This window comes from Cellulosimicrobium sp. So1_17 (genome assembly GCF_055181235.1).
The window spans coordinates 891909-913211 of sequence record NZ_CM143702.1 but is presented as its reverse complement, the minus strand read 5'-3'; the positions used below and the strand labels follow the sequence as shown (position 1 = coordinate 913211).

General features: G+C 75.3%; 18 protein-coding genes and 7 tRNA genes. 9 read left to right on the top strand and 16 right to left on the bottom strand.

Annotated elements, in window-relative coordinates; genetic code table 11:
- Positions 1–2 precede the first annotated feature (2 nt).
- Positions 3–2294, bottom strand: a complete 2292-nt coding sequence (gene glgX, locus ACZCLJ_RS04110) for a glycogen debranching protein GlgX (RefSeq protein ID WP_463105565.1) — start codon at positions 2292–2294, stop codon at positions 3–5.
- Between the two features lie 199 nt (positions 2295–2493).
- Between glgX and ACZCLJ_RS04105 the strand changes: the two genes are divergently transcribed.
- Positions 2494–2706 (top strand): hypothetical protein, encoded by a 213-nt coding sequence (locus tag ACZCLJ_RS04105; protein WP_251150865.1) that lies wholly within the window; start codon positions 2494–2496, stop codon positions 2704–2706.
- Between the two features lie 63 nt (positions 2707–2769).
- Here ACZCLJ_RS04105 and ACZCLJ_RS04100 read toward each other — a convergent pair whose 3' ends face one another.
- Positions 2770–3108, bottom strand: a complete 339-nt coding sequence (locus tag ACZCLJ_RS04100; RefSeq protein ID WP_463105564.1) for a hypothetical protein — start codon at positions 3106–3108, stop codon at positions 2770–2772.
- Positions 3109–3117: 9 nt separating this feature from the next.
- Entirely contained in the window at positions 3118–3486 is a 369-nt protein-coding gene (locus ACZCLJ_RS04095) for a DUF2277 domain-containing protein (RefSeq protein WP_463105563.1), read from the bottom strand.
- 63 nt (positions 3487–3549) lie between these two features.
- Between ACZCLJ_RS04095 and hrpB the strand changes: the two genes are divergently transcribed.
- Positions 3550–6087, top strand: a complete 2538-nt coding sequence (gene hrpB / locus ACZCLJ_RS04090; protein WP_463105562.1) for an ATP-dependent helicase HrpB — start codon at positions 3550–3552, stop codon at positions 6085–6087.
- 41 nt (positions 6088–6128) lie between these two features.
- Here the strand turns inward: hrpB and ACZCLJ_RS04085 are convergent, their stop codons facing one another.
- The 7 genes from ACZCLJ_RS04085 to ACZCLJ_RS04055 all read right to left on the bottom strand — a co-directional run bounded on the left by ACZCLJ_RS04085 (position 6129) and on the right by ACZCLJ_RS04055 (position 8034).
- Complete coding sequence (locus ACZCLJ_RS04085; RefSeq protein ID WP_463105561.1) at positions 6129–7067, bottom strand: hypothetical protein; 939 nt, start codon at positions 7065–7067, stop codon at positions 6129–6131.
- A gap of 140 nt (positions 7068–7207) precedes the next feature.
- Positions 7208–7279, bottom strand: a tRNA-Val gene (locus ACZCLJ_RS04080).
- A 41-nt stretch (positions 7280–7320) separates the two neighbouring features.
- Positions 7321–7391, bottom strand: a tRNA-Cys gene (locus tag ACZCLJ_RS04075).
- Positions 7392–7446: 55 nt separating this feature from the next.
- A tRNA-Gly gene (locus ACZCLJ_RS04070) sits at positions 7447–7519 on the bottom strand.
- Between the two features lie 213 nt (positions 7520–7732).
- Positions 7733–7807, bottom strand: a tRNA-Val gene (locus ACZCLJ_RS04065).
- Between the two features lie 35 nt (positions 7808–7842).
- A tRNA-Cys gene (locus tag ACZCLJ_RS04060) sits at positions 7843–7913 on the bottom strand.
- Between the two features lie 48 nt (positions 7914–7961).
- Positions 7962–8034: transfer RNA gene (locus ACZCLJ_RS04055), tRNA-Gly, on the bottom strand.
- Between the two features lie 196 nt (positions 8035–8230).
- Between ACZCLJ_RS04055 and ACZCLJ_RS04050 the strand changes: the two genes are divergently transcribed.
- The 3 genes from ACZCLJ_RS04050 (at position 8231) to ACZCLJ_RS04040 (ending at position 10425) form a co-directional block, all read left to right on the top strand.
- Positions 8231–9379, top strand: a complete 1149-nt coding sequence (locus tag ACZCLJ_RS04050; protein ID WP_251150870.1) for a chorismate-binding protein — start codon at positions 8231–8233, stop codon at positions 9377–9379.
- Complete coding sequence (locus ACZCLJ_RS04045; protein WP_463105560.1) at positions 9376–10296, top strand: aminotransferase class IV; 921 nt, start codon at positions 9376–9378, stop codon at positions 10294–10296. Before ACZCLJ_RS04050 ends, ACZCLJ_RS04045 begins: the two co-directional genes overlap by 4 nt.
- Before the next feature lie 57 nt (positions 10297–10353).
- Positions 10354–10425: transfer RNA gene (locus tag ACZCLJ_RS04040), tRNA-Val, on the top strand.
- Positions 10426–10539: 114 nt separating this feature from the next.
- Here ACZCLJ_RS04040 and ACZCLJ_RS04035 read toward each other — a convergent pair.
- Both ACZCLJ_RS04035 and ACZCLJ_RS04030 read right to left on the bottom strand, forming a co-directional pair.
- Positions 10540–11217, bottom strand: coding sequence for a phosphonatase-like hydrolase (locus tag ACZCLJ_RS04035; protein WP_463105559.1), 678 nt, complete (start codon positions 11215–11217; stop codon positions 10540–10542).
- A gap of 57 nt (positions 11218–11274) precedes the next feature.
- A complete protein-coding gene (locus ACZCLJ_RS04030) occupies positions 11275–12465 on the bottom strand; it encodes a TIGR03364 family FAD-dependent oxidoreductase (protein ID WP_463105558.1) in 1191 nt (396 codons plus the stop codon).
- 65 nt (positions 12466–12530) lie between these two features.
- On the opposite strand from ACZCLJ_RS04030, the gene ACZCLJ_RS04025 reads away from it, so the two are divergent.
- Positions 12531–13238, top strand: a complete 708-nt coding sequence (locus ACZCLJ_RS04025; RefSeq protein ID WP_463105557.1) for a GntR family transcriptional regulator — start codon at positions 12531–12533, stop codon at positions 13236–13238.
- A 29-nt stretch (positions 13239–13267) separates the two neighbouring features.
- Here the strand turns inward: ACZCLJ_RS04025 and ACZCLJ_RS04020 are convergent, their stop codons facing one another.
- The 4 genes from ACZCLJ_RS04020 to ACZCLJ_RS04005 form a co-directional block, all read right to left on the bottom strand.
- A complete protein-coding gene (locus ACZCLJ_RS04020; protein WP_463105556.1) occupies positions 13268–14323 on the bottom strand; it encodes a zinc-binding dehydrogenase in 1056 nt (351 codons plus the stop codon).
- Positions 14299–15894, bottom strand: a complete 1596-nt coding sequence (gene phnE / locus ACZCLJ_RS04015; RefSeq protein ID WP_463105555.1) for a phosphonate ABC transporter, permease protein PhnE — start codon at positions 15892–15894, stop codon at positions 14299–14301. Before phnE ends, ACZCLJ_RS04020 begins: the two co-directional genes overlap by 25 nt.
- 50 nt (positions 15895–15944) lie before the next feature.
- Positions 15945–16721 carry a phosphonate ABC transporter ATP-binding protein gene (gene phnC, locus ACZCLJ_RS04010; protein WP_251150877.1) on the bottom strand — a complete coding sequence of 259 codons (777 nt, stop codon included), beginning with the start codon at positions 16719–16721 and terminating at the stop codon, positions 15945–15947.
- 74 nt (positions 16722–16795) lie between these two features.
- Positions 16796–17776: a phosphate/phosphite/phosphonate ABC transporter substrate-binding protein gene (locus tag ACZCLJ_RS04005; protein WP_463105554.1), complete on the bottom strand. Its 981-nt coding sequence runs from the start codon at positions 17774–17776 to the stop codon at positions 16796–16798.
- A gap of 155 nt (positions 17777–17931) precedes the next feature.
- On the opposite strand from ACZCLJ_RS04005, the gene ACZCLJ_RS04000 reads away from it, so the two are divergent.
- The 3 genes from ACZCLJ_RS04000 to ACZCLJ_RS03990 all read left to right on the top strand — a co-directional run bounded on the left by ACZCLJ_RS04000 (position 17932) and on the right by ACZCLJ_RS03990 (position 21292).
- Positions 17932–19200 (top strand): alpha-D-ribose 1-methylphosphonate 5-triphosphate diphosphatase, encoded by a 1269-nt coding sequence (locus ACZCLJ_RS04000; RefSeq protein ID WP_463105553.1) that lies wholly within the window; start codon positions 17932–17934, stop codon positions 19198–19200.
- A 107-nt stretch (positions 19201–19307) separates the two neighbouring features.
- Entirely contained in the window at positions 19308–20936 is a 1629-nt protein-coding gene (locus ACZCLJ_RS03995) for a CYTH and CHAD domain-containing protein (protein WP_463105552.1), read from the top strand.
- A 128-nt stretch (positions 20937–21064) separates the two neighbouring features.
- Positions 21065–21292, top strand: a complete 228-nt coding sequence (locus tag ACZCLJ_RS03990; RefSeq protein ID WP_251150881.1) for a hypothetical protein — start codon at positions 21065–21067, stop codon at positions 21290–21292.
- Positions 21293–21303: the final 11 nt, after the last annotated feature.

Below are 21303 nucleotides of genomic sequence, written 5' to 3'. Positions count from 1 at the left end.
CGTCACCGGAGCGGGGGCCGGGTCAGGACGATCGAGCTGCGGCCCGTGACCGGCACGGTGTCGCCCGGGCGGAGCTCGTCGCCGAGGTCGACCGTGCCGTCCGTGTCGAGCACGACGGACCACGACTCGCCGTACTCCGCGCCCGGGACCGTGAACTCGAGCACGTCGTGGTGCGCGTTGAGGAGCAGCAGGAACGAGTCGTCGACGATCGGCTCGCCGCGGCGGTCCGTCTCCGGGATCGCGTCGCCGTTGAGGAACACCATCACGGACCGTGCGAACGCCTGGTTCCAGTCCTCGGAGTCCATGCGCGAGCCCGTGATGTCGAGCCACTCGATGTCCGGCAGGTGCGCGGCGTCGTCCGCCGTGTCCTCGGCGCCGCGTCCCACGAAGAAGCGCCGTCGGTGCAGCACGGGGTGGTCGCGGCGCAGCCACACGACGCGGCGGGCGAACTCGAGCAGCGCGCGGCGCTCCTCGGCGTCCGGGTCCGCGGGCACGTCGTCGTCGTGCGACGGCGGCTCCGCCGAGTGGGCGTCGTCGACGATGCCGCGCCAGTCCATCCACGTGATCTCGCTGTCCTGGCAGTACCCGTTGTTGTTGCCGCCCTGGGTCCGGGCGATCTCGTCGCCGTGCGCGAGCATGGGCACGCCCTGGGACAGGAGGAGCGTCGTGAGGAAGTTGCGGCGCTGGCGGGCGCGCAGCGCCCGGACCTCGGGGTCGTCGGTCGGACCCTCGACGCCGCAGTTCCACGAGCGGTTGTGGTTCTCGCCGTCCTTGTTGTCCTCGCCGTTCGCCTCGTTGTGCTTGTGGTCGTACGACACGAGGTCGTTGAGCGTGAAGCCGTCGTGCGCGGTGACGAAGTTGATCGACGCGATGGGCTTGCGCCCGCTGTGCTCGTAGAGGTCCGACGACCCCGTGAGCCGGCTCGCGAACTCGGGCAGCGTCGAGGACTGGCCGCGCCAGAAGTCGCGCACCGTGTCGCGGTAGTCGCCGTTCCACTCGGTCCACAGCGGCGGGAAGCCACCCACCTGGTAGCCGCCCGAGCCGAGGTCCCACGGCTCGGCGATGAGCTTCACCTGGGAGATGACCGGGTCCTGCTGCACGATGTCGAAGAAGGCCGAGAGGCGGTCGACCTCGTGGAACTGGCGCGCGAGCGTCGCCGCGAGGTCGAACCGGAACCCGTCGACGTGCATCTCCGTCACCCAGTACCGCAGCGAGTCCATGATGAGCTGCAGCACGTGCGGCGAGCGCATGAGCAGCGAGTTGCCCGTGCCCGTGGTGTCGAAGTAGTGCGCCTCGTCGCCGTCGACCAGGCGGTAGTAGGCCTTGTTGTCGATGCCGCGGAAGCTCAGGGTGGGCCCCATGTGGTTGCCCTCGGCCGTGTGGTTGTACACGACGTCGAGGATCACCTCGATGCCCGCCTCGTGCAGCGCCTTGACCATGGACTTGAACTCCATGACCTGCTGGCCGCGCGTCCCGTAGGCCACGTACCCGTTGTGGGGCGCGAAGAAGCCGATCGTGTTGTAGCCCCAGTAGTTCGACAACCCCTTCTCGACAAGGTTCGGGTCGTTGACGAACTGGTGCACGGGCATGAGCTCGACCGCCGTGACGCCGAGCGTCACGAGGTGCTCGATCACCGACGGGTGCGCCATGCCCGCGTAGGTCCCGCGCAGCTCCTCGGGCACGTCCGGGTGGAGCATCGTCATGCCCTTGACGTGCGCCTCGTAGATCACGCTGTCGTGGTAGTCCCGGTTCGGCGGGCGGTCGTGGCCCCAGTCGAAGAACGGGTTCACCACGACGGAGACCATTGTGTGCTCGGCGGAGTCGTCGTCGTTGAGCGCGGCGCCCGACGACGGTCGCCCGGTCTCCCGGTCGCCGCCGGCGTCGGGGGCCTCGCCGGCGTCCGCGCCGTCACCGGCGGCACCGGGGGCGGCCGCGTCCGGCTGGTCCTCGCCGAACCGGTACGAGAACAGCGACTCGTCACCGTCGATCTGACCCTCGATCGCCTTGGCGTACGGGTCGAGGAGGAGCTTCGACGGGTTGCACCGGTGCCCGTTCGCCGGGTCGTACGGACCGTGCACGCGGTAGCCGTAGCGGGTACCGGGGTCGACGCCGGGGAGGTAGACGTGCCACACGTGGGCGTCGACCTCCTCCACCTCGACGCGCTGCTCCGTGCCGTCGTCGTGGAGCAGGCACAGCTCGACGCGCTCGGCGACCTCGGAGAAGAGGGCGAAGTTGGTCCCCGAGCCGTCGTAGGTGGCCCCGAGGGGGTAGGGGTGGCCAGGCCAGGTCTGCATCCCCAGAGGATGTCACGGGCCACCGACCGTCGCCCTGGGGAGTCGCCGTCGGGACTGAGACGCGCACCACATGTCGACGGCTAAGAAAAAGTGTGCCAAGCACACCTCGTCGTCTCCGCGGAAGCCTGTCCTGGCCTCACCACCGAGCCCGGACGAGGGACCGCGTGCGGGTGCCCGGGGGACCTGGTAGACCCGTGGCATGAGCACCGACCCGCGCCGCACCGACGATCTCAACCAGTCCGACATCGCCTCGGCCCGGCTGTCCCCGCACCGCGACGACGAGGAGGAGCGCGGAGACGTCCTGACGGGGGGCGACGCGACGAAGGCGCCGCACTCGTTGTCGGAGACCGAGCGACGTCCGATCGAGGGGGCGTCGTCCGGGACGTCGTGGGACGACCCCGACGAGCTCTGAGCCGGGCGGGCCGCACCACGGGCCGCACCGGCCGGTCTGCGCGCGGCCCGGTCGCGGGAGGGCTCAGTCCAGTCGCGGCAGACGCGCGGCGTCGACGGGCAGGATGCGGGGCATACCGGCGGGCGCGACGGCGCTGAGCGCGAGGTAGCGCGCCTCGGCGCGGTGCAGGCGGATGTGCTCGTCGACGGTCCAGTCCGGTCCGTTCGTCAGGACCATCCCGCACGAGCACTCGATCGTCACGCGGCCCGACCCGTCCTCGCGCACCTGGCCCGTGGTGACGTGCGCGGCGCGCGCACCCGCCTTGGCCCGGCGCATCGACGCGCTCACGGGTTCGGGCCGCTCCACGTCGTGGGTGCCGCTGCCTGAGGTCGCGCTGTCGAGGGTCGGGGGAGCGAGTTCCACGGGACGAGCCTAGACGCCGGCGGTGCGGGCGGTCGGCGCGTCCTCCTCGGCGTGGTCGTGCGAGTGGGCGACGCCGAGGGCGTGCGCGCGCTCGTGCTCGCGCTCCGCCGCCTCGCGCGCGGCGATGCGCGCGCGGACCTCCTCGCGGCGCAGCGGCGGGACCGTCGGCGGGGGCTGGCGGCGCTCGGGGAGCTCGTCGAGCAGGCGCGCGACGATCTCCTGGATCTCCGACACGGCGCGCTCGAACGGCTCCTCCGTCGCGGCGCTCGTGCGCTGGATCCCGGTCACCTTGCGGACGAACTGACGGGAGGCGGCCTCGACCTCCTCCTCCGTCGCCGGGGGGACGAGGCCGCGCAGGGTCGTGATGTTCCGGCACATGCCCTCGACCGTACGCCGGGCGCCGCTGCCCGGGGAAGGGGGCGTGCACGGGACACTACGGGGGTGGACCCGAAAGCCCGTCTCCTCGCCGCACCGCCCGACCTGCCCGTGGGGGGCCACCTGGCCGAGGTCGTCGGCGGCGCGCACGACGTCGGGGCCGTCGTCGTCCAGGCGCCGCCCGGCACCGGCAAGACGACGCTCGTCCCGCCGGCCCTCGCGGACGCGCTGGAGGGGCGCGTCGTCGTGACGCAGCCCCGCCGGCTCGCCGCGCGCGCCGCGGCGCGGCGCCTCGCGTCCCTGCTCGGCGAGGAGCTCGGCGGCACCGTCGGGTACACCGTGCGCGGCGAGTCGCGGACGTCGCGGCGCACCCGGGTCGAGATCGTCACGACCGGCACGCTCGTGCGCAGGCTCCAGCGCGACCCCGAGCTGCCGGGCGTGGCCGCCGTCGTCCTGGACGAGGTGCACGAGCGCCACCTGGAGGACGACCTCGCCCTCGCCCTCGTGGCGGACGTGCGCGAGAACCTGCGTGACGACCTCGTCCTCGTCGCGATGTCCGCGACCGTCGAGGCCGAGCGCACCGCCCGTGTGCTCGCGGGTCGTGCCGGTACGGACCGGGACGTCGTCCCGGTGGTGCGCGTCGAGGGCGCGCTCCACCCGGTCGACGTCGTCTGGTGCCCGGCGAGGGGTCCGCGCACCGACGCCCGGGGTACGGCGCGTGCGTTCTGCGACCACGTCGTCGCCACGACCCGCCGGGCGCTGGACGAGCGCACGGGCGACGTGCTGGTGTTCGTGCCGGGAGCACGCGAGGTGGACCTCGTGTCGCGGGGTCTCGCCGGCGTGGACGCGGACGTGCGCCCGCTGCACGGCCGTCTGCCCCCGCGCGAGCAGGACCGGGCGCTCGATCCCGGTCCGCGACGCCGGGTCGTGGTCTCGACCGCGGTGGCGGAGTCCTCGATCACGGTCCCCGGCGTGCGGGTCGTCGTCGACGCCGGGCTCGCGCGCGAGCCGCGCACCGACGTGCGCCGCGGCCTGCCCGGCCTCGTGACGGTCGCCGTGAGCCGGGCGGGCGCGGAGCAGCGCGCAGGCCGAGCAGGCCGTGAGGCGCCGGGGGCGGTGTACCGGTGCTGGTCGGAGGGCGATCATGCGCGCCTCGCACGGCACCCGGAGCCGGAGATCCGGACCGGCGACCTCACCGGGTTCGCGCTCGAGCTCGCGTGCTGGGGCAGTCCCGACGGCGCCGGGCTCGCGCTCCTGGACCCGCCGCCCCCGGCCGCCTTCGCTGCGGCGCGCGACGTGCTGCACGGGCTGGGCGCGGTCGGGCCGGACGGCGTGACACCCCTCGGGCGCCGCATCGCCGCGGTCCCCGCCGACCCGCGTCGTGCGCGAGCGCTGCTCGACGCCGTCCCCGGGGTCGGCGCGCGACGTGCGGCAGAGGTCGTCGCGCTGCTGTCGGAGGACGTCCGTGCGCCGGGTGCCGACCTGCCTGCCGCGCTGCGCGGGTTGCGCCGCGGCGGCCCGGGGTCCGCCGCCTGGGCGGCGCAGCGGGACCGGCTCGAGCGTGTCGCACGGGACGCGGTCGGCGGTGCCACCGGTCGGCGACCGGCGGACGCCGAGGGAGGCCCGCGCCTGCCCGACGACGCCGCGGTCGGCCACGTCGTCGCGCTCGCCCACCCGGACCGGGTCGTGCGCCTGCGGCCCGGTGGGGAGTCGTACCTGATGGTGTCGGGCGCCGGCGCGTCCCTGCCCCCGGGCTCGCCGCTGCAGGGCATGCCCTGGCTCGCCGTCGCGGACGTGGACCGCGCCGCGGGCCGCGCGGACGCCGTCGTCCGGTCCGCGGCTCCCCTGGACGAGGCGACGGCGCGCGCCGCGGCCGCGGGCGAGCTCCGGACGTCAGGCGTCGTCGAGTGGGAGTCGGGCCGCGTGCGCGCGTCGCGCGTGACGTCGCTCGGCGCGATCGAGCTCGTGCGCGACCCGTGGCGGGACCCGCCCGCCGACGCGGTCGCCGCGGCGGTGCGCGAGGGGCTGCGCCGGGACGGGCTCGACTCCCTCCGGTGGAGCGAGGGTGCGGTCCGGCTGCGCGACCGGCTCCGGTTCCTGCACCGCGTGGTGGGGGAGCCGTGGCCCGCCGTCGACGACGACGCGCTCCTCGACGGTCTCGACGCCTGGCTCGGTCCCGACCTGCCCGCCGTCGCCCGGGGGAGGGGCGCGGACCTCGTCGGCGCGCTGCGCCGGCTCCTGCCGTGGCCCGAGGCGGCGCGGCTCGACGAGCTCGCGCCCGAGCGCCTCGAGGTCCCGAGCGGGTCGCGCGTGGCCGTGAGCTACGCCGAGGACCAGCCGGTGCTCGCCGTGCGGCTCCAGGAGACGTTCGGCTGGACCCGCACGCCGCGCGTCGCGGGCGGTCGCGTGTCCGTGCTCCTGCACCTGCTCTCCCCGGCGGGCCGACCGGCCGCGGTCACGGCCGACCTGGAGTCGTTCTGGGCGCAGGGCTACCCGCAGGTGCGTGCGGAGCTCCGCGGCCGGTACCCGAAGCACGCGTGGCCGGAGGACCCCACCACGGCGGCGCCGCTGCGCGGCACCCCGCGGCCACGACGTCGGGACTGACCGAGCTCCGGGAGCCCGGGCTCCGAGCGGGGTCGTCGTGGTCAGGCGAACCGGGCCGACACCGCGACCGACTCGCCGACGTCGAGCCGGACGTCCGCGAGCCGGATGCCTGCCGGCAGCTCGGCCGCGAGGTCGACGGTCTGGCCCTGCGCCTCGTCGACGTGCTTGCGCGCCGCGAGCAGGGCGGCGGCGACCACCGGGTTGCGGCTCGTCAGGCTCAGCTCCCGCACGGTGAGGACCATCGCCGCGTCGACCTCGATGCTCGCCCGCGCATGGATGCTCGCCGACAGGATGCCCTTGCGGACACGGGCGAACCCGGTCCCTCGAGCGGAGCGTGATCCCGTCGACTCGATCTCGACGTCGAAGGAGGAGAGGGAGAGGCCGCCCAGCGTGCGGAGCGGCTCCTCGACCAGCCGGCGCGCGGTCGCGACGAGCGCGTCCTGCGGTGCGGCGACGCGCACGTGCCCGACGAGCGGAGCGTCGTCGTCCGGTTCCACCGTCTCGACGCCGAGCGACCCGTCCGTGCCCTCGACCCACCGGAACGGCACGTCCTGCGCCTCGAGCACGAGGTCGACGGGGACGCCTTCCATCGTGACGGGGTGCGCGTCGACGCGCAGGCGCCGCAGGATGCCGTCCTCGCGCGCGGCCGCGTCGGCGGGCACCGGAGCCGCACGCTCGTCGGTGGCGTCGCGGTCCGCCGAGACCGTCGGCCTGACGACCACTCCGCTGAGGTCGACGTCGAGGGTCAGGACGTCCGGGCCGTCGACGGTCGCGCTCACGCGCAGCCGGTCGAGGTGCTCGACCGCACCCTCCGCGAGGTCGCCCGCGACCTCCACCACCAGCGCGGACCGCACACGTGCGGCCAGCTCGGCACCGGTCACCGGGCGGGGCGCGCGGCCCAGCGGCAGGACGTCGGGCCGGTCGTCGGCCCGACGGCGATCGTCGATGCTGGTGTCCTCGGTCGTGCGATCGTGCGCCATGGCGGTGAGCGTAGCGGGCGCGGGTGGCGACGGTTCGGCACGTCGCGGACAGGGCGCGGCCGGACCTCACGACCACGCAGGACCCCCGACGACAGCGGGCCGCTCCGGAGTGCTCCGGAACGGCCCGTGCTGCTGCTCGGTGGGCGATACTGGGATCGAACCAGTGACCTCTTCCGTGTCAGGGAAGCGCGCTACCGCTGCGCCAATCGCCCGAGTGGCAACCCCGAGGAGTGCTTCAGGGTTGCTGCTCGCGAGGTGGAGATGGGATTCGAACCCACGTATACGGCTTTGCAGGCCGCTGCCTCGCCTCTCGGCCACTCCACCGTGAGACACGTCCTCTCTCTCGCTCTCGAGAGAGCCGGTCTGAGAAGGGCCTCCGAGCGGATGACGGGATTCGAACCCGCGACCCTCACCTTGGCAAGGTGATGCTCTACCAACTGAGCCACATCCGCGCGGCCGGACTCTCGGAGGACGTCGATCGGGACTCGAAGGTCACGAGATCGTGCGTACCCGGCGTTCCGGCGCGTCCACATACTAGCCGACTTTCGGCCGAGTTCCCGCATCCGGGGGGCACGTCGGTGTGCGGTGGGCTACGCGCGCGTGCACCCGGCCCGAGGGACGCGAAAGGCCGCCCCGGTCATGCCGGGACGGCCTTCGTGTCGTGCTGGTGGGCGATACTGGGATCGAACCAGTGACCTCTTCCGTGTCAGGGAAGCGCGCTACCGCTGCGCCAATCGCCCAGGTGGTCCTGCAGGTGGTGCTGGTACTGCGTAGGAGGTGGAGATGGGATTCGAACCCACGTATACGGCTTTGCAGGCCGCTGCCTCGCCTCTCGGCCACTCCACCGCGACCTGCTCCGACGCCCCCGAGGGAGCCGTCGAGAGTGGGCCTCCGAGCGGATGACGGGATTCGAACCCGCGACCCTCACCTTGGCAAGGTGATGCTCTACCAACTGAGCCACATCCGCGCGGCCGGTCCTTCAGAAGACCCTTTCGGTGTCCCCGGCGTTCCGGCGCGTCCCAGACATTAGTCGACCGGAGCGCCCGACGTCCAACCGGGGCTTGGCCCGCCGTCAGCCTGCCGTCAGCCTGCCGTCAACCTGCGGTCGGCGGACACGGGGTTCGGGGCGACGCGGCCGGCGAGGCGATGGGTAGCGTGGGCCCGTGCCAGGACCTGGGAGGACGCCCGACGACGCCGGGGCTGCGCGCTTCTCCGGCCGCGCCGCGCGCGGCGTGCTCGAGTGCGTCGACGTGCGGCGTACGCCCGAGCGGCTGCGCACCGGAGGTCCCTGGTTCGTCGTCGCCGACTTCGACGGGCCCGAGGTCGGCGGGCGCGTGCGCGCCTGGCGCTTCGCCGAGCGCGTCGAGGCCGACGACGCGACCTGGTCCGCCACCGACGGCACCGGAGGCGCCGACGCGACCGGCAGCCCCGAGGGTGCCGCCGCGCCAGTGTGGCAGGGCCCCGCGCCGACGTCGTGGACGAGCTCGCTGAGCCGCCAGGCGTACGAGAGCGCTGTCGCGCACGTGCGTGACGAGGTGCGCGAGGGCGAGGTCTACCAGGCGAACGTGTGCCGCGTCCTGAGCGCGCCTCTCGTTCCCGGCGGCGCGGGCGAGCCGGACGCGCAGGCCCTCGCCCGGCGTCTGGCCCGTGGGAACCCGGCCCCGTACGCGGGCATGGTGCACGTCCCGGCGAGCAGCGGCGTCGACCCGGTGTGGGTCGTCAGCGCGTCCCCGGAGCTGTTCCTGGAGCTGCGCGACGGCGTGCTCACGTCGGGGCCGATCAAGGGGACCGCCCCCACCGCGGACGGCCTCACCGCGAAGGACCACGCCGAGAACGTCATGATCACCGACCTCGTGCGCAACGACCTCCAGCGCGTGTGCGACCCCGGGACGGTCGAGGTCACGGACCTGCTCGCCGTGGAGGAGCACCCCGGGCTCGTGCACCTCGTCAGCCGCGTCGCCGGCCGGGTGCGCGACGACGTGCTCGACGCGCCCGACCGGTGGCGGCGCGTGCTCGACGCGACGTTCCCGCCCGCGTCCGTCTCCGGCGCACCGAAGTCCTCCGCCCTGCGGGTCATCGCCGCGCTCGAGACGGCGCCGCGCGGCCCGTACTGCGGGGCGGTCGGGTGGGTCGACGGCGACGACGCGGTCCTCGCGGTCGGGATCCGCACGTTCTGGTGGTCGGACGGCGTGCTGCGGTTCGGGACCGGAGCGGGCATCACGTGGGGGAGCGACCCCGCGCGCGAGTGGGAGGAGACGGAGCTCAAGGCGCGCCGCCTCGTCGGGCTCGCCTCCGGCACACTGGAACCATGACGCAGCCGTTGCCGACTCCCGGAGCCCCGACCGCACCGCCCGAGAACCTCGTCGTGTGGGCGGACGGCCGTCTCGTCACGCCGGGCGACCGTGCCCTGAGCGCCGTCGACCACGGCATCACCGTCGGCGACGGGGTGTTCGAGACGTGCGCCGTCTTCGACGACCAGGCGTTCGCGCTCACGCGCCACCTGCGCCGCCTCGCGCGCTCCGCGGCGGGCCTCGGGCTCGACGCGCCGGACGACGCCCTCGTGCGCGACGCCGTCGCGCAGGTCCTCGACGAGGCGCGCACCCGGGCGTCGGGCGGTGCGGGCGCGGTCGGCCGGCTGCGCATCACCGTCACCGCGGGGATCGGGCCGCTCGGGTCGGGCCGCACGCCCGGCGCGCAGACGGTCGTGGTCGCGGCCGGTCCGGCGACGATCGTGGCGCGCGGACGGGCCGTGCGCTCGCCCTGGACGCGCAACGAGCGGTCGGCCGTCGTGGGCCTCAAGACGACGTCGTACGCCGAGAACGTCGTGGCGCTCGCCGACGCCGTCGCGAAGGGCGGCGACGAGGCGCTCCTCGCGAACACGCAGGGCGAGCTGTGCGAGGGGACGGGCGCCAACGTCTTCGTGGAGCGCGACGGCGAGCTCGTCACGCCGCTGCTGTCGGCGGGGTGCCTCGCGGGCATCACGCGCGAGCTGCTCCTCGAGTGGGCCGCCGAGGACGGACTGCCCGTGCGGGAGGCGTTCCCGGGCGAGCTGCCGTTCGACGTGCTCGACGAGGTGGCCGACGGCCGTGCCGGGCTGCTGCTGACCGGGTCCGTGCGCAACGTGCAGCCCGTCGCGTGGCTCGACGGCGTGGAGGTCGAGGCGGGGACCGTGTCGCTCGCGGCGCGCGAGCTGTTCGAGCGCAGGCGGCGTGAGCGCCTCGATCCGTGACCGTTCGTGCCGGTTTCTCGATCCGGTCCGGTTCAGGCTAGTATCGACCTCGCACTCGGGCGATTGGCGCAGTGGTAGCGCGCTTCGTTCACACCGAAGAGGTCACTGGTTCGAACCCAGTATCGCCCACCGAGACGAGAGGCCCCCGGGCCGGCGGAAGACGCCGGTCCGGGGGCCTCTTGCTGTCCGTTCCGGGCGCCCGGGCCGGAGCCGTCCCGCCGGCCGAGCCGCAGGAGGCGGACGTCAGGACGTCGGGACGAGGACGCCGTCCAGCACGTCGGGCAGGTCGGCGACGCTGTCGACGACGTGCGTGTGCGGCACCGCCTCGAGGACGTCACGTGGCACGCCGCCGCTGAGGACGCCGACCACGAGTCCGGCACCCGCGTTGGTCCCGGCCTCGAGGTCCAGCACGGTGTCGCCGACCGTGAGCACCCGCCGCACGTCGGTGACGCCCGTGCGCTCCATCGCGCGGAAGACCATGTAGGGCGCGGGCCGCCCGGCAGGGACGTCGTCGGTGGTCACGACGGCGTCGACGACGCCGTCCTGCCAGCCGAGACGCTCGAGCAGGAGCCCGGTCACGTCGGCCGAGAACCCCGTGGTGAGGGCGATCCGCGCGCCGAGCCCGCGCAGCACGGCGAACGCGTCGAGGACGCCCGGCATGGGGACGGGCGGGTCGGCGTCGTACGCCTCGCGCAGGAGGCGCTCGAAGTCGACGAAGGTCTTCTCGACGGCGGACGTGTCACCCCCGAGCTCGAGCAGGGCGCGGATGGCGGTCCGCTTGTCCGCGCCCATCCAGCGTGCGACGTCGGTGACGGTGGCGGAGCTGCCGTGCCGGGCCACGGCGTCGTGCAGCGCGCGGTAGACGGCGCTGCCCTCCTCGACGGTGGTGCCGGCGACGTCCAGGGCGGCGAGTGCGATCACGGTGTGGTTCCTTCCGAGGGTGTGCGGGGTCGTGGTGCGGCGGGTGCGTGCGGTTCGTCAGGCGCCCGGGGCCGGCTCGGCCCGATCGGGCTCGACGTGGTCGAGGCCCGCGCGGTCGAGCACGTCGACGGCGAGGCCGAGGCCCGTCGTCATGCCGATGCCCGTGGTGAGCGTGGCGACGTGGACGCCGGGCTCGGGCTCGGCGAGGAGGACCTCCCGGTCGGGGGCGGTCGCGTAGGTGCCCTGCCAGCGCTCGACGACGCGCAGGTCGTCGCGGCCGAGCAGGTCGGTCCCGAGGCGCAGCAGGACGTCGTAGCCGGCCTCGTCCTGGAACACGGGCGCGTCGACGTCGCGCACGTGCGTGTCGCCGAGGATCAGGGTCCCGTCCTCCTGCGGGGTGATCATGAGGTTGACGTCCCACGCGGCCGCGTCGGGGTCCGCCGCGGCGAGCTCGGTGGCGACGTCCGCCGCGGACGGGCACGCCGCGAGCGCCGCGTACCGGACCGTAGACCAGCCGGTGAGGAGCGGCGTCGTGAGCGGGATCCGTGAGCCGGGCCGGACGCGCAGCATGTGCAGGCGGCACCTGCGGAGCCCGGCGTGGGCAGCGACGTCGGGCAGGAGCCGGTCGAGGTCGTGGTGCGTCGCGACGACGACGAGGTCTGCCGTCAGCGTGCCGCGCGTCGTCTCGACGCGGCCTGTCGACACCGCGCGCGCCGCGGTGCGCCACAGGAACCGCACGCCCTGCGTCTCGAGCCACGCGGCGAGCGCCGGCGCAGCCGACCGCGGGTCGACCTGCAGGTCGAGCGGGAGGAACGCGCCACCGACCACGGCGTCCGGTCGCACGGGCAGGACCGCGCGGACGTCGCCGGCGTCGAGGAGGCGTACCTCGTCGTCGCCGCGCTGCTCGGTGAGCTCCGCGAGCAGGCGCAGCTCGGCGGCCGTCCGGGCGACGACGTGCGTCCCCGTCCGCGCGACCCGGAAGCCCGCGGCTGCGCCGAGCGCGAGCCAGCGTTCGCGCGCCGCGAGCGCGTACGCCCGGGCCTGCCCGGCCTGGGCCGTCACGCACACGTGGCCGAAGTTCTGGACGGACGAGCCGACGACGCCCGCCGCCTGCTCGACCACGGTCACGCGGTGGCCGCGCCGGTGCGCCTCGGCGGCCGCGCCGAGGCCGACGACGCCCGCGCCGACCACGACGACGTGCTGACCGCGGTACGACGCGCGGCGCCTCTCGGGGGAGATCGTGCTCATGGTGTCCTCTCCGTGCCGCAGGCGGCGTTCACCTGCGGGCCATCCGGCCCGGGTACGGTCCGCGCGTGACCAGGTCGACCGAGATCGTGCGCGTGCTGTCCGACGAGCTGACCCGCCTCCCGTCCGGGAGCCGGGTCGCGTCGGAGGCGGACGTCGGGCGCCGGTTCGGCGTCGGCCGCGCCGCCGCCCGGGCGGCGCTCGAGGAGCTCGAGCGCCGCATGCTCGTGAGCCGCATCCAGGGCGTCGGCACGTTCACGCGGCGTCGGGTCGACTACCTCGTCGCGCCGGGCCGCGCCCCGTCGTGGAGCCGGACCCTGCGGGAGGCCGGGGCGACACCTCGCACGGTCGTCCTCGCGTGCGACGAGGTGCCGCTGCCCGACGACGTCGCCGCGGCGCTCGCCTGCGCGGCGGGCACGCCGGGGTTCCGCCTGGTCCGCCGGTCGTTCATCGACGGCATGCCCGCGGCCTGGGGCGTGGAGTGGCTGGCGACGAGCCTCGTGCCGGAGCTGCCGGCCGCCCTGCGGCACGAGGAGTCGCTCGACGCGATCCTCCGCTCGACGGCACGCGTGCTGCCGGAGCGCGCGTGGACGCGCGCCAGCATGGAGTCCGCGCCGGAGGAGGCGAGCACGGGCCTCGGCTGCCGGCCCGGCGACCCGGCGTGGCTCATCGCGAGCCTCGCGCGCGACGCCGCGGACGGGCGTCCGCTGCTGTCGACCGAGCGGTGGGTGCGCGCGGATGCGGTGCGGGTCGTCGTCGAGCTCGGCGAGGGCTGAGGCCCTCGGTACCCGAAGGCCGTGCCGGCTCACGGGGCCACCGCCGTGCGGGGCGCGGCGGCGGGCGGCCCGGTGAGGAGCGCGCCGACCGAGGCGAGGTCGACGGCCGGGGTCACGAGGTCGTGCCACGGGGCGACGTCCCGGGTCCGGGAGAGCAGGTCGAGGGCGGCGCGCAGGTGCCGCGGCTCGTAGTTGTGCACCCCGGTGACCGTGAGCCAACCGCGCACGACCCGTTCGGGGTCGAGCGGCACCTCGGGGCCGGGCGCCACGGAGCCGGCGAGGACCAGACGACCGCCGACGTCGAGGACGTCGAGCGCGCGAGCGACCGCGGTGCTCGCGCCCGACAGCTCGATCGCGACGTCGACGAGGCCGACGGGTTCGTCCGTCGCGCGCGCCGAGGTCGCGCCGAACCGGAGCGCGAGGCCGCGTCGCCCGGGGTCGGGGTCGGTCACGACGATCTCCGCCGCCCCCGCGTCCCGCGCCGCCGCGACGGCCGTGATGCCGAGCATCCCGGCGCCGCTGACGAGCACGCGCCGTCCCTCGAGCGGTCCTGCCGCCTCGACGGCCGCCGTGACGGTGGCGGTCGCGCAGCCCGCGGGGGCGGCGACCGTGTCGGGCAGGCCGTCGGGCACCCGGGCGAGCGTCGCGCCGTCGGGCAGGACGACGTGACGCGCGTAGGTGCCGCTGAGCGGCCACTCGGACGCGAACGCCTCGTGCCCCACCTTGCGGACCGCACGGCACTTCGCGCTGCGGCCCGCGAGGCAGCGGTCGCACGCGCCGCATGCCACGGTCACGCCCCACACGACGCGGTCGCCCACGGCGAGCGGCACGCCGTCGTCGGCGAGCGGGGCGTCCGGGCCGAGGCGGACCACGTCGCCGACGGCCTCGTGCCCGAGGACCGACGGGGCGGGCGCCGACCGGCGCCCCGACACGGTGTGCCGGTCGCTGCCGCACACGGTCGTGAGGCGGACGCGGACGAGGACCTCGCGCGGCTTGAGGTCGGGGAGCGGGACGTCGGTCAGTCGGACCACGTCACCGCCCTCCCAGAGCGCGACGGTGGTCAGGTCAGCTGTGCGCGGATCCATCCGGAGAGCCTCTCGATGAGCAGGACGACGACGAACACGAGGAGGACGATCCCGCCGGCCACCTCGAAGTGGAGGGTGCGGATCGCTTCGAAGAGCAGGAAGCCGACGCCGCCCGCGCCGACGATCCCGAGGATCGTGGACGTGCGGATGTTGACGTCCAGGAGGTAGAGCGACGACCCGACGATCGACGGCATGCCCTGCGGGAGGACGGCGGAGAACAGGACCTTCCACCACCCGCCGCCCACGGAGCGCACGGCCTCGGCGGCGTCGGTCGGGATCTCCTCGACGGCGTCGGCGACGAGCTTGCCGAGGAAGCCGATCGACCCGATACCGAGCGCCATCGCGCCCGCGACGGGGCCGAGCCCGACCGCCGCGACGAACACGACCGCGAGGATGAGCTCGGGGATCGCGCGGACGACGAGGATCGTCGTGCGCGCCGCCGCGTGGACCACGGGGTGGGGCGCGACCGTCCGTGCCGCCAGGAGGCCGAGCGGGAGCGACAGGACGACGCCGATGCCCGTGGCGACGAGCCCGATGGCGAGCGTCTGGAGCATCGCCTCCCACAGCGCCGGGCCGAGCGACGTGAGGTCGGGGGGGAACATCCGGCCGGCGACCGCGAACAGGTCCGGTATCGAGGTGACGAGCTCGCGCGGGTCGATGTCGAGCCGGACGAACGAGAAGACCGTGAGAGCGAGGGCTGTGGCGCCCGACGCGAGGCGCACCACCCGGTCGCGGTGGTAGCGCGGTCGGCGCGGCGCGAGCAGCGAGCGGCGGATCGCCATGGACACCAGCTCCATGGCGGCCACCAGGACGAGGATCACGGCGACGATCCCGAGCGCCTTCGGGTACACGAGGCCGCGCAGGGCGTCCTGCAGCGCGAACCCGATGCCGCCGGCCCCGACGAACCCGAGCACGACCGACGTGCGGAGGTTGATGTCGACGCGGTAGACGAACGCCGAGACCCACGCGGGCACCACCTGGGGCACGACGCCGTTGAGCAGCTCGCGCAGCCGCCCGACGCCCACGCTGCGGACCGCCTCGCGCGGGCCGGGGTCGGCGTCCTCGATCGCGTCGGCGAAGAGCTTGCCGAGCATCCCGACGGAGTGCAGCGCGAGCGCGAGGACGCCCGGCAGGACGCCGAGCCCCAGCGCCCGGACGAAGAGCACGGCGAACACCAGGTCCGGCACGGCGCGGCAGAACGTGATGACGCCGCGGGCGAGCGTGGCGACCAGCGGGTGCGGCGTCGTCGTGCGGGCGGCGAGGAACGCGAGCGGCACCGACAGGACCGTGGCGAGCACGGTGCCGAGGAACGCCATGAGGACCGTGTCCAGGGCGAGCGTCGCGACGCGGGCCGGGTCGTCGAGGCGTGGCGGCATCATCCGCTCGACGAGGTTCGCGACGTCCTCGCCGCCCGCGACGAGGGTCGGGAGGTCGAGGCCGATCGACGACGCCGCGCCGAGCGTGAGCAGCACCGACCCGCCGGCGAGCCAGCGCAGCGTGCGCTGCTGCCGGGTGGGCCGGGGCCGGACGGGGAACCTGCCCCCGGACCGGTCGTCCCTGCGCGGCCGCATGGACCGCGACGGTGCAGGCAGCGGCCGGTGGGGCGCCGGGGCCGGGGCCGTCACGCGCTCGCCCCGACGGCCACGGGCTCGGCCGGCGTCCCGGGCGCGACCCGCCGGTAGATCGCCATCGCCTCGTCCTTGGTGAGACCCGCGGCGGGGCGGTCGAGCACCTTCTCGCCGTGCCGCAGACCGACGAGGCGGTCCGCCCAGCCGAGCGCCAGGTCGACCTGGTGCAGGGTGCACACCACCGTGAGGCCCTCCTCGGCGCACACCCGGACGAACAGGTCCATCACCGCACCCGCGTTCTCCGGGTCGAGCGACGCGACCGGCTCGTCGGCGAGGACGAGCTGCGGGCGCTGCATGAGCGTGCGCGCGATCGCGACGCGCTGCTGCTGCCCGCCGGAGAGCGTGTCCGCGCGCTGGTACGCCTGGTCGGCGAGGCCGACGCGCTCGATGTGGGCCAGCGCCTCCTCGCGCATCCGGCGCGGGTAGGTCGCGATGCCGTACCGCGGCCCGCGCACGCGGCCCAGGCCGCCGACGAGCACGTTCTCGAGGCACGTGAGCCGCCCGACGAGGTTGAACTGCTGGAACACGAAGCCCACGTCGGTGCGCAGCCGGCGCAGCTCGCGCGACGACGCCCGGTCGACGCGCGTACCGGCCACCTCGACCTCCCCCGAGGTCGGGCGGTGCAGCCCGTTGAGGCAGCGCAGGAGCGTCGACTTGCCCGAGCCCGAGAGCCCCAGCAGGACGAGCAGCTCGCCGCGCGCGACGTCGAGGTCGACCCCCGCGAGGGCCGTCGTCCCGTCGAACTCCTTGACGAGACCACGGACCCTCACGAGGGGCCCGCCTGCCGTCGGACCTGCGGGGGGACCGGGGACGGTGCGGCCCGCGGGGGTCGTCGAGCGCACCGTCAGCCCTCGCACTTGTCGGACTTGGTGAGCGTGCAGACCTCGCGCGTGCCGTCGTAGTCGGCGTCCTCCGCCGGGGCGAAGCCCCACGCGTCCTCGTCCGTGAGCAGGCACTCGCCATCGCAGAAGCCCTGCGACAGCAGGTACTCCGAGTTGGCCTTCTCCGTGATGAGCTCGGTCAGCGTGGCGATGCTCTCCTCGCCGAGCGCGTCGTTGCCGACGAACAGCGACCCCGAGATCTTCGGGGACTTCCAGACCTCCTTGAGGTCGCCCTCGGCGAGGTCGCCGGCGGCGGGCAGCGTGTCCTCGACCATCGACTGCATCGCGAACCCGGCCTCGCAGTCGCCTGCGGCGACGGCCAGCGCCGAGGCGTCGTGGCCGCCCGCGAAGACGGGCTGCACGCCCGCGGCGAGGTCCTTCTCCGTGCCGGACTCGATGACGCCGGCGTCGATGAGGCCCGAGCTCGGGTAGAGGAAGCCGGACGTCGAGCCGGGGTCGACGAAGCACACGCTGCGGCCCTCGAAGTCCTCCAGGCCGTCGATGTCCGCGTTGTCGCCCTGCGTGATGCCGAGGGAGTAGTAGCCGGTCTCGGCGCCCTCCGCCTCGATGACGGCGCCGAGCGGCGTGATCGCCGCGTCGTTGTGCGTCGCGATGACGTAGGCGAACGAGCCGAGGAACGCGATGTCGACCTTGTCCGCGATGAGGCCCTCGATGACGCCCGCGTAGTCGGACGCCTGGCTCACCTCGACCGTGGAGCCGGTCTCCTCCTCGAGCATCGCGATGATCGGCTCGTAGCCGGCGGCGAGGTCGGTGGAGTTCTCGGCGGGGATCGCGCCGAGGCGCAGCACCTCGGGGAAGCCCGAGGTCGTCGTGGCGGCCTCGGACGCGTCCGACGCGGCGCTCGTCCCGCTGCACGCCGAGAGCGTGAGCGCCGTGACACCGGCGAGCGCCACGGCGGCGAAGGTGGTGGTGGTCGTCTTCATGGGGTCGTCTCCGGTCGTGACGTCTTCGGGGGGCGTCCGGGGTGGCCGCCGTCGAGGAGTCTGGGAGAGCCGGGAGAACCGTCGGCCCTGGGACGGTGAACGGGGCATGAACGGTCGTTCACCGTCTCGCCAGGTCGTCCGGACAACATGCCGCCATGCCCGCACCGACCGCTGCCACCGTCCCGTCCCGACCGGGAGGAGCCTCCGGCCGACCCGACGACGAGACCCGGGACGAGACGCGCGACGTGAGCCGCGCGCCGCGCGACTACACGCTCGACGGCGTCGTCGCGGTGCTGCCCGACCGGGTCGTGGACGACGCCCGGGTCGTCGTGCGGGACGGCCGGGTCGTGGAGGTGGGCGTGGCCCCGCCCGGGAGCCGTGCGGAGCTGCACGGCGGGGGCGCGCTCTGCCTGCCCGGGCTCGTCGACGTGCACACCGACGTGCTCGGGCACGAGGCGCGCCCCCGTCCGGGCGCACGGCTACCGCTCGACCTCGCGGTCCGCACCGCGACCGACCGGCTCGCGACCGCCGGTGTCCTCACGGCGTTCCACGGCGTCGCCTACGGCGAGCGGACGCCCGTCGGGCTGCCCGTGGGCGAGCCCGAGCCCGCGGAGGTGCTCGCGGCGCTCGTGGTCGACGCCGCGCGCGAGGACGGCGCGCGCGTGCTGCACCGGGTCGACATCCGGTGCCCGTCCGCGGTCGCGACGCTGCGCGGCGTGCTGGGGGACCCGGGTCGGCAGGCGGACGGCGCACGCGGGGTTGCGTCGCTCGTGTCGCACGAGGACCACACGCCCGGCATCGGCCAGTACGCGCGCCCCGAGACCATGGAGCGCTGGCTCGTCGAGCGCGCGGGCATGTCGTCGGCCGGCGCGCGCGAGCACGTCGCCCGCTGGCGCGCCGACCGCGAGGAGCGGTCCGAGGTCGCGGCCGCGACGCTCGACTGGCTCGGGTCGCTCGCCCGGGCGGGGCGGGTCCGGCTCGCCGGTCACGACCCCGAGACGGTCGAGGACGTCGAGGCGCTCGCGGCGCGCGGAGGTGCCGTCGCGGAGTTCCCGACGACGCTCGTCGCCGCCCGCGCGGCACGGGCCGCGGGCCTGTCGGTGGTGGCCGGTGCGCCGAACGTCGTGCGCGGGGCGTCCCACACCGCCAACGTGTCGGCCCGCGAGCTCGTCGCACTCGGCCTCGTCGACGGGCTCGCGTCGGACTACGTCCCGGCGACGATGCTCGCGGCGGTGGACGTCCTCGTGCGCGAGGGCCTGGCGACGCTGCCCCGCGCCGTCGCGCTCGTGACGTCGGGCCCGGCCCGGGCCGCGGGCCTCGACGACCGCGGCTCGCTCGTCCCGGGCGCCCGGGCGGACCTCGTCCTCGTGCGACCGCGCGGCGGGTGGTCGTCGGTCGTCGCGACGCTGCGCTCGCGGCCCTGAGACGCTCGTGCAGGTCGGTCGTCACCGCTCCGCCGGCGGTGGCCTGCGTGCGACGACCGGGGAGCGCTCCTAGGGTCGGGAGACGACCGCCCGACGACGGAGGACGGATGGCCTACCGCGAGCACGAACGCACCCTGAGCGCACCGGACGACTGGACCGTGCCCGACCTGGAGGTCGACGGCACGACCGTCGAGCGCGCCGGGACCGTGCGTCTCGACGCCCTCTACTACGACACGCCGGACCTGCGGCTGCTCGCCCGTGGGGTGACGCTGCGCCGTCGCACCGGCGGCGACGACGCGGGATGGCACCTCAAGCTGCCTGCCCCCGGTGACGCGCGGGACGAGGAGCGCCGACCGCTCGGCGACGACGGCGACGCGCTGCCGGACCAGCTCCCGGAGCCCGACGCCGCACCGCCACCTCCGGACGACCTCGTCCGGCTCGTCGCCGGCCTGGCACGGCGCGCGCCGCTCGTCCCCGTCGCGCGCCTGCGCACGCAGCGCCGCGTCGTCGTGCTGCGCGACGCGCGGGGCGCGGCGCTCGTCGAGGTCGCTGAGGACCGGGTCGCCACGGAGCGGCTCGTCGCGGCGGCGTCCGAGGAGGACGCCGACGCCGCGCCGGGGACGAACGCCGAGCCGCACCGGGGGCGCCGCACCGACGCCTGGCGCGAGATCGAGGTCGAGATCCTGCCCGCCGGGCACGAGACGGACGACCCGCAGGCGCTGCTCGACGCGGTGGTCGACGCGCTGGTCGGCTCCGGCGCGCACGCGGAGCCGAGCGGTCCGAAGCTCTCGCGCGCGCTCGGCGACGCCGTACCGGCCCCTCGGGCGACGAGCACGTCGGACCGCGACCGGGACGGCTCGGCGGGCGCCGTCGTCGTGCGGTACCTGCGCGAGCAGGTCGACGCGCTCCTGGACCGTGACCCCGACGTGCGCCGCGACGCACCGGACGCGGTGCACAAGGCCCGCGTCGCCGCACGACGCCTGCGCAGCGCGCTCGCGACGTTCCGGCCGCTCCTCGACCGCGAGGTCGCCGAGCCCGTGCGGGAGGAGCTGCGGTGGTGGGGCCGCGTCCTGGGCGAGGCGCGCGACGCCGAGGTCGCCCGCGACCGGATCCGCGTCGTGCTCGACCGGCTGCCGGACGAGCTCGTCGTCGGGCCGGTCCGGGCGCGTGTCGTCGACGAGCTCGACGGCCGGTACCGGGAGGCGCTGCGCACCGCGGTCGCCCAGATGGGCGAGGACCGCTACCTCGACCTGCTGACCGCCCTCGAGGACCTCGCCGACGACCCGCCCCTCACCGACCGGGCCGCCGGCGCCGCTCCCGACGTCCTGCCCGCGCTCGCCCGCACGGCCTGGAAGCGCACGCGCCGTCGGGCGAGGGGTGCGGCCGCGGTGGAGGGAGAGCGCCGCGACGAGCTGCTGCACGACGTCCGCAAGGCGGCGAAGCGCGCGCGGTACGCGGGGGAGTCCATGGAGCCGGCGCTCGGCAAGGACGCCGCGCGCTTCGCGGAGCGCCTCGAAGCCGTGCAGGACGCGCTCGGCGAGCACCACGACGCGGTAGCGCTCGCTCGGTCGCTGCGCGGGCTGGGGATGCGGGCGAACCTCTCCGGCGAGAACGGGTTCAGCTACGGGCTGCTCGTCGGCATCGAGCGGGAGCGCGCCGACCGGGCGCTCGCGGACTTCGACGACGCGTGGGAGCGGGCTCGCCGCAAGCGCTACCGCCGGTGGACCGCGCGCTGACCGAGGGCACCGGAACGGCCCCGGTGGCGCACCGCCGTGCCGTGGCGGTCGGTCCGTCTCCGGGCTAGCGTGCGAGACGGGCGCGGGCCGACCGCGCCGACCCACCGCGCACACCAGGGAGAGCGGCCATGACGGAGAAGGCACCGAAGAGCGAGGGGGGTCTCGGCGACCTCCTGGGCCAGGCCAAGGAGTTCCTCACCGACGAGCGCATCGACCAGGTCGCGGGAGCGATCAAGGGCGTCGCGCCGGACTCCGTGGACAAGCACGTCGACACGCTGGCGGACAAGGCGAAGGACGCCAACGGCGACGACGCCGACCGCCGGGACGTCCCCGGCACGGGCGTCGGGGGCAGGTAGCCCTCGGCGCG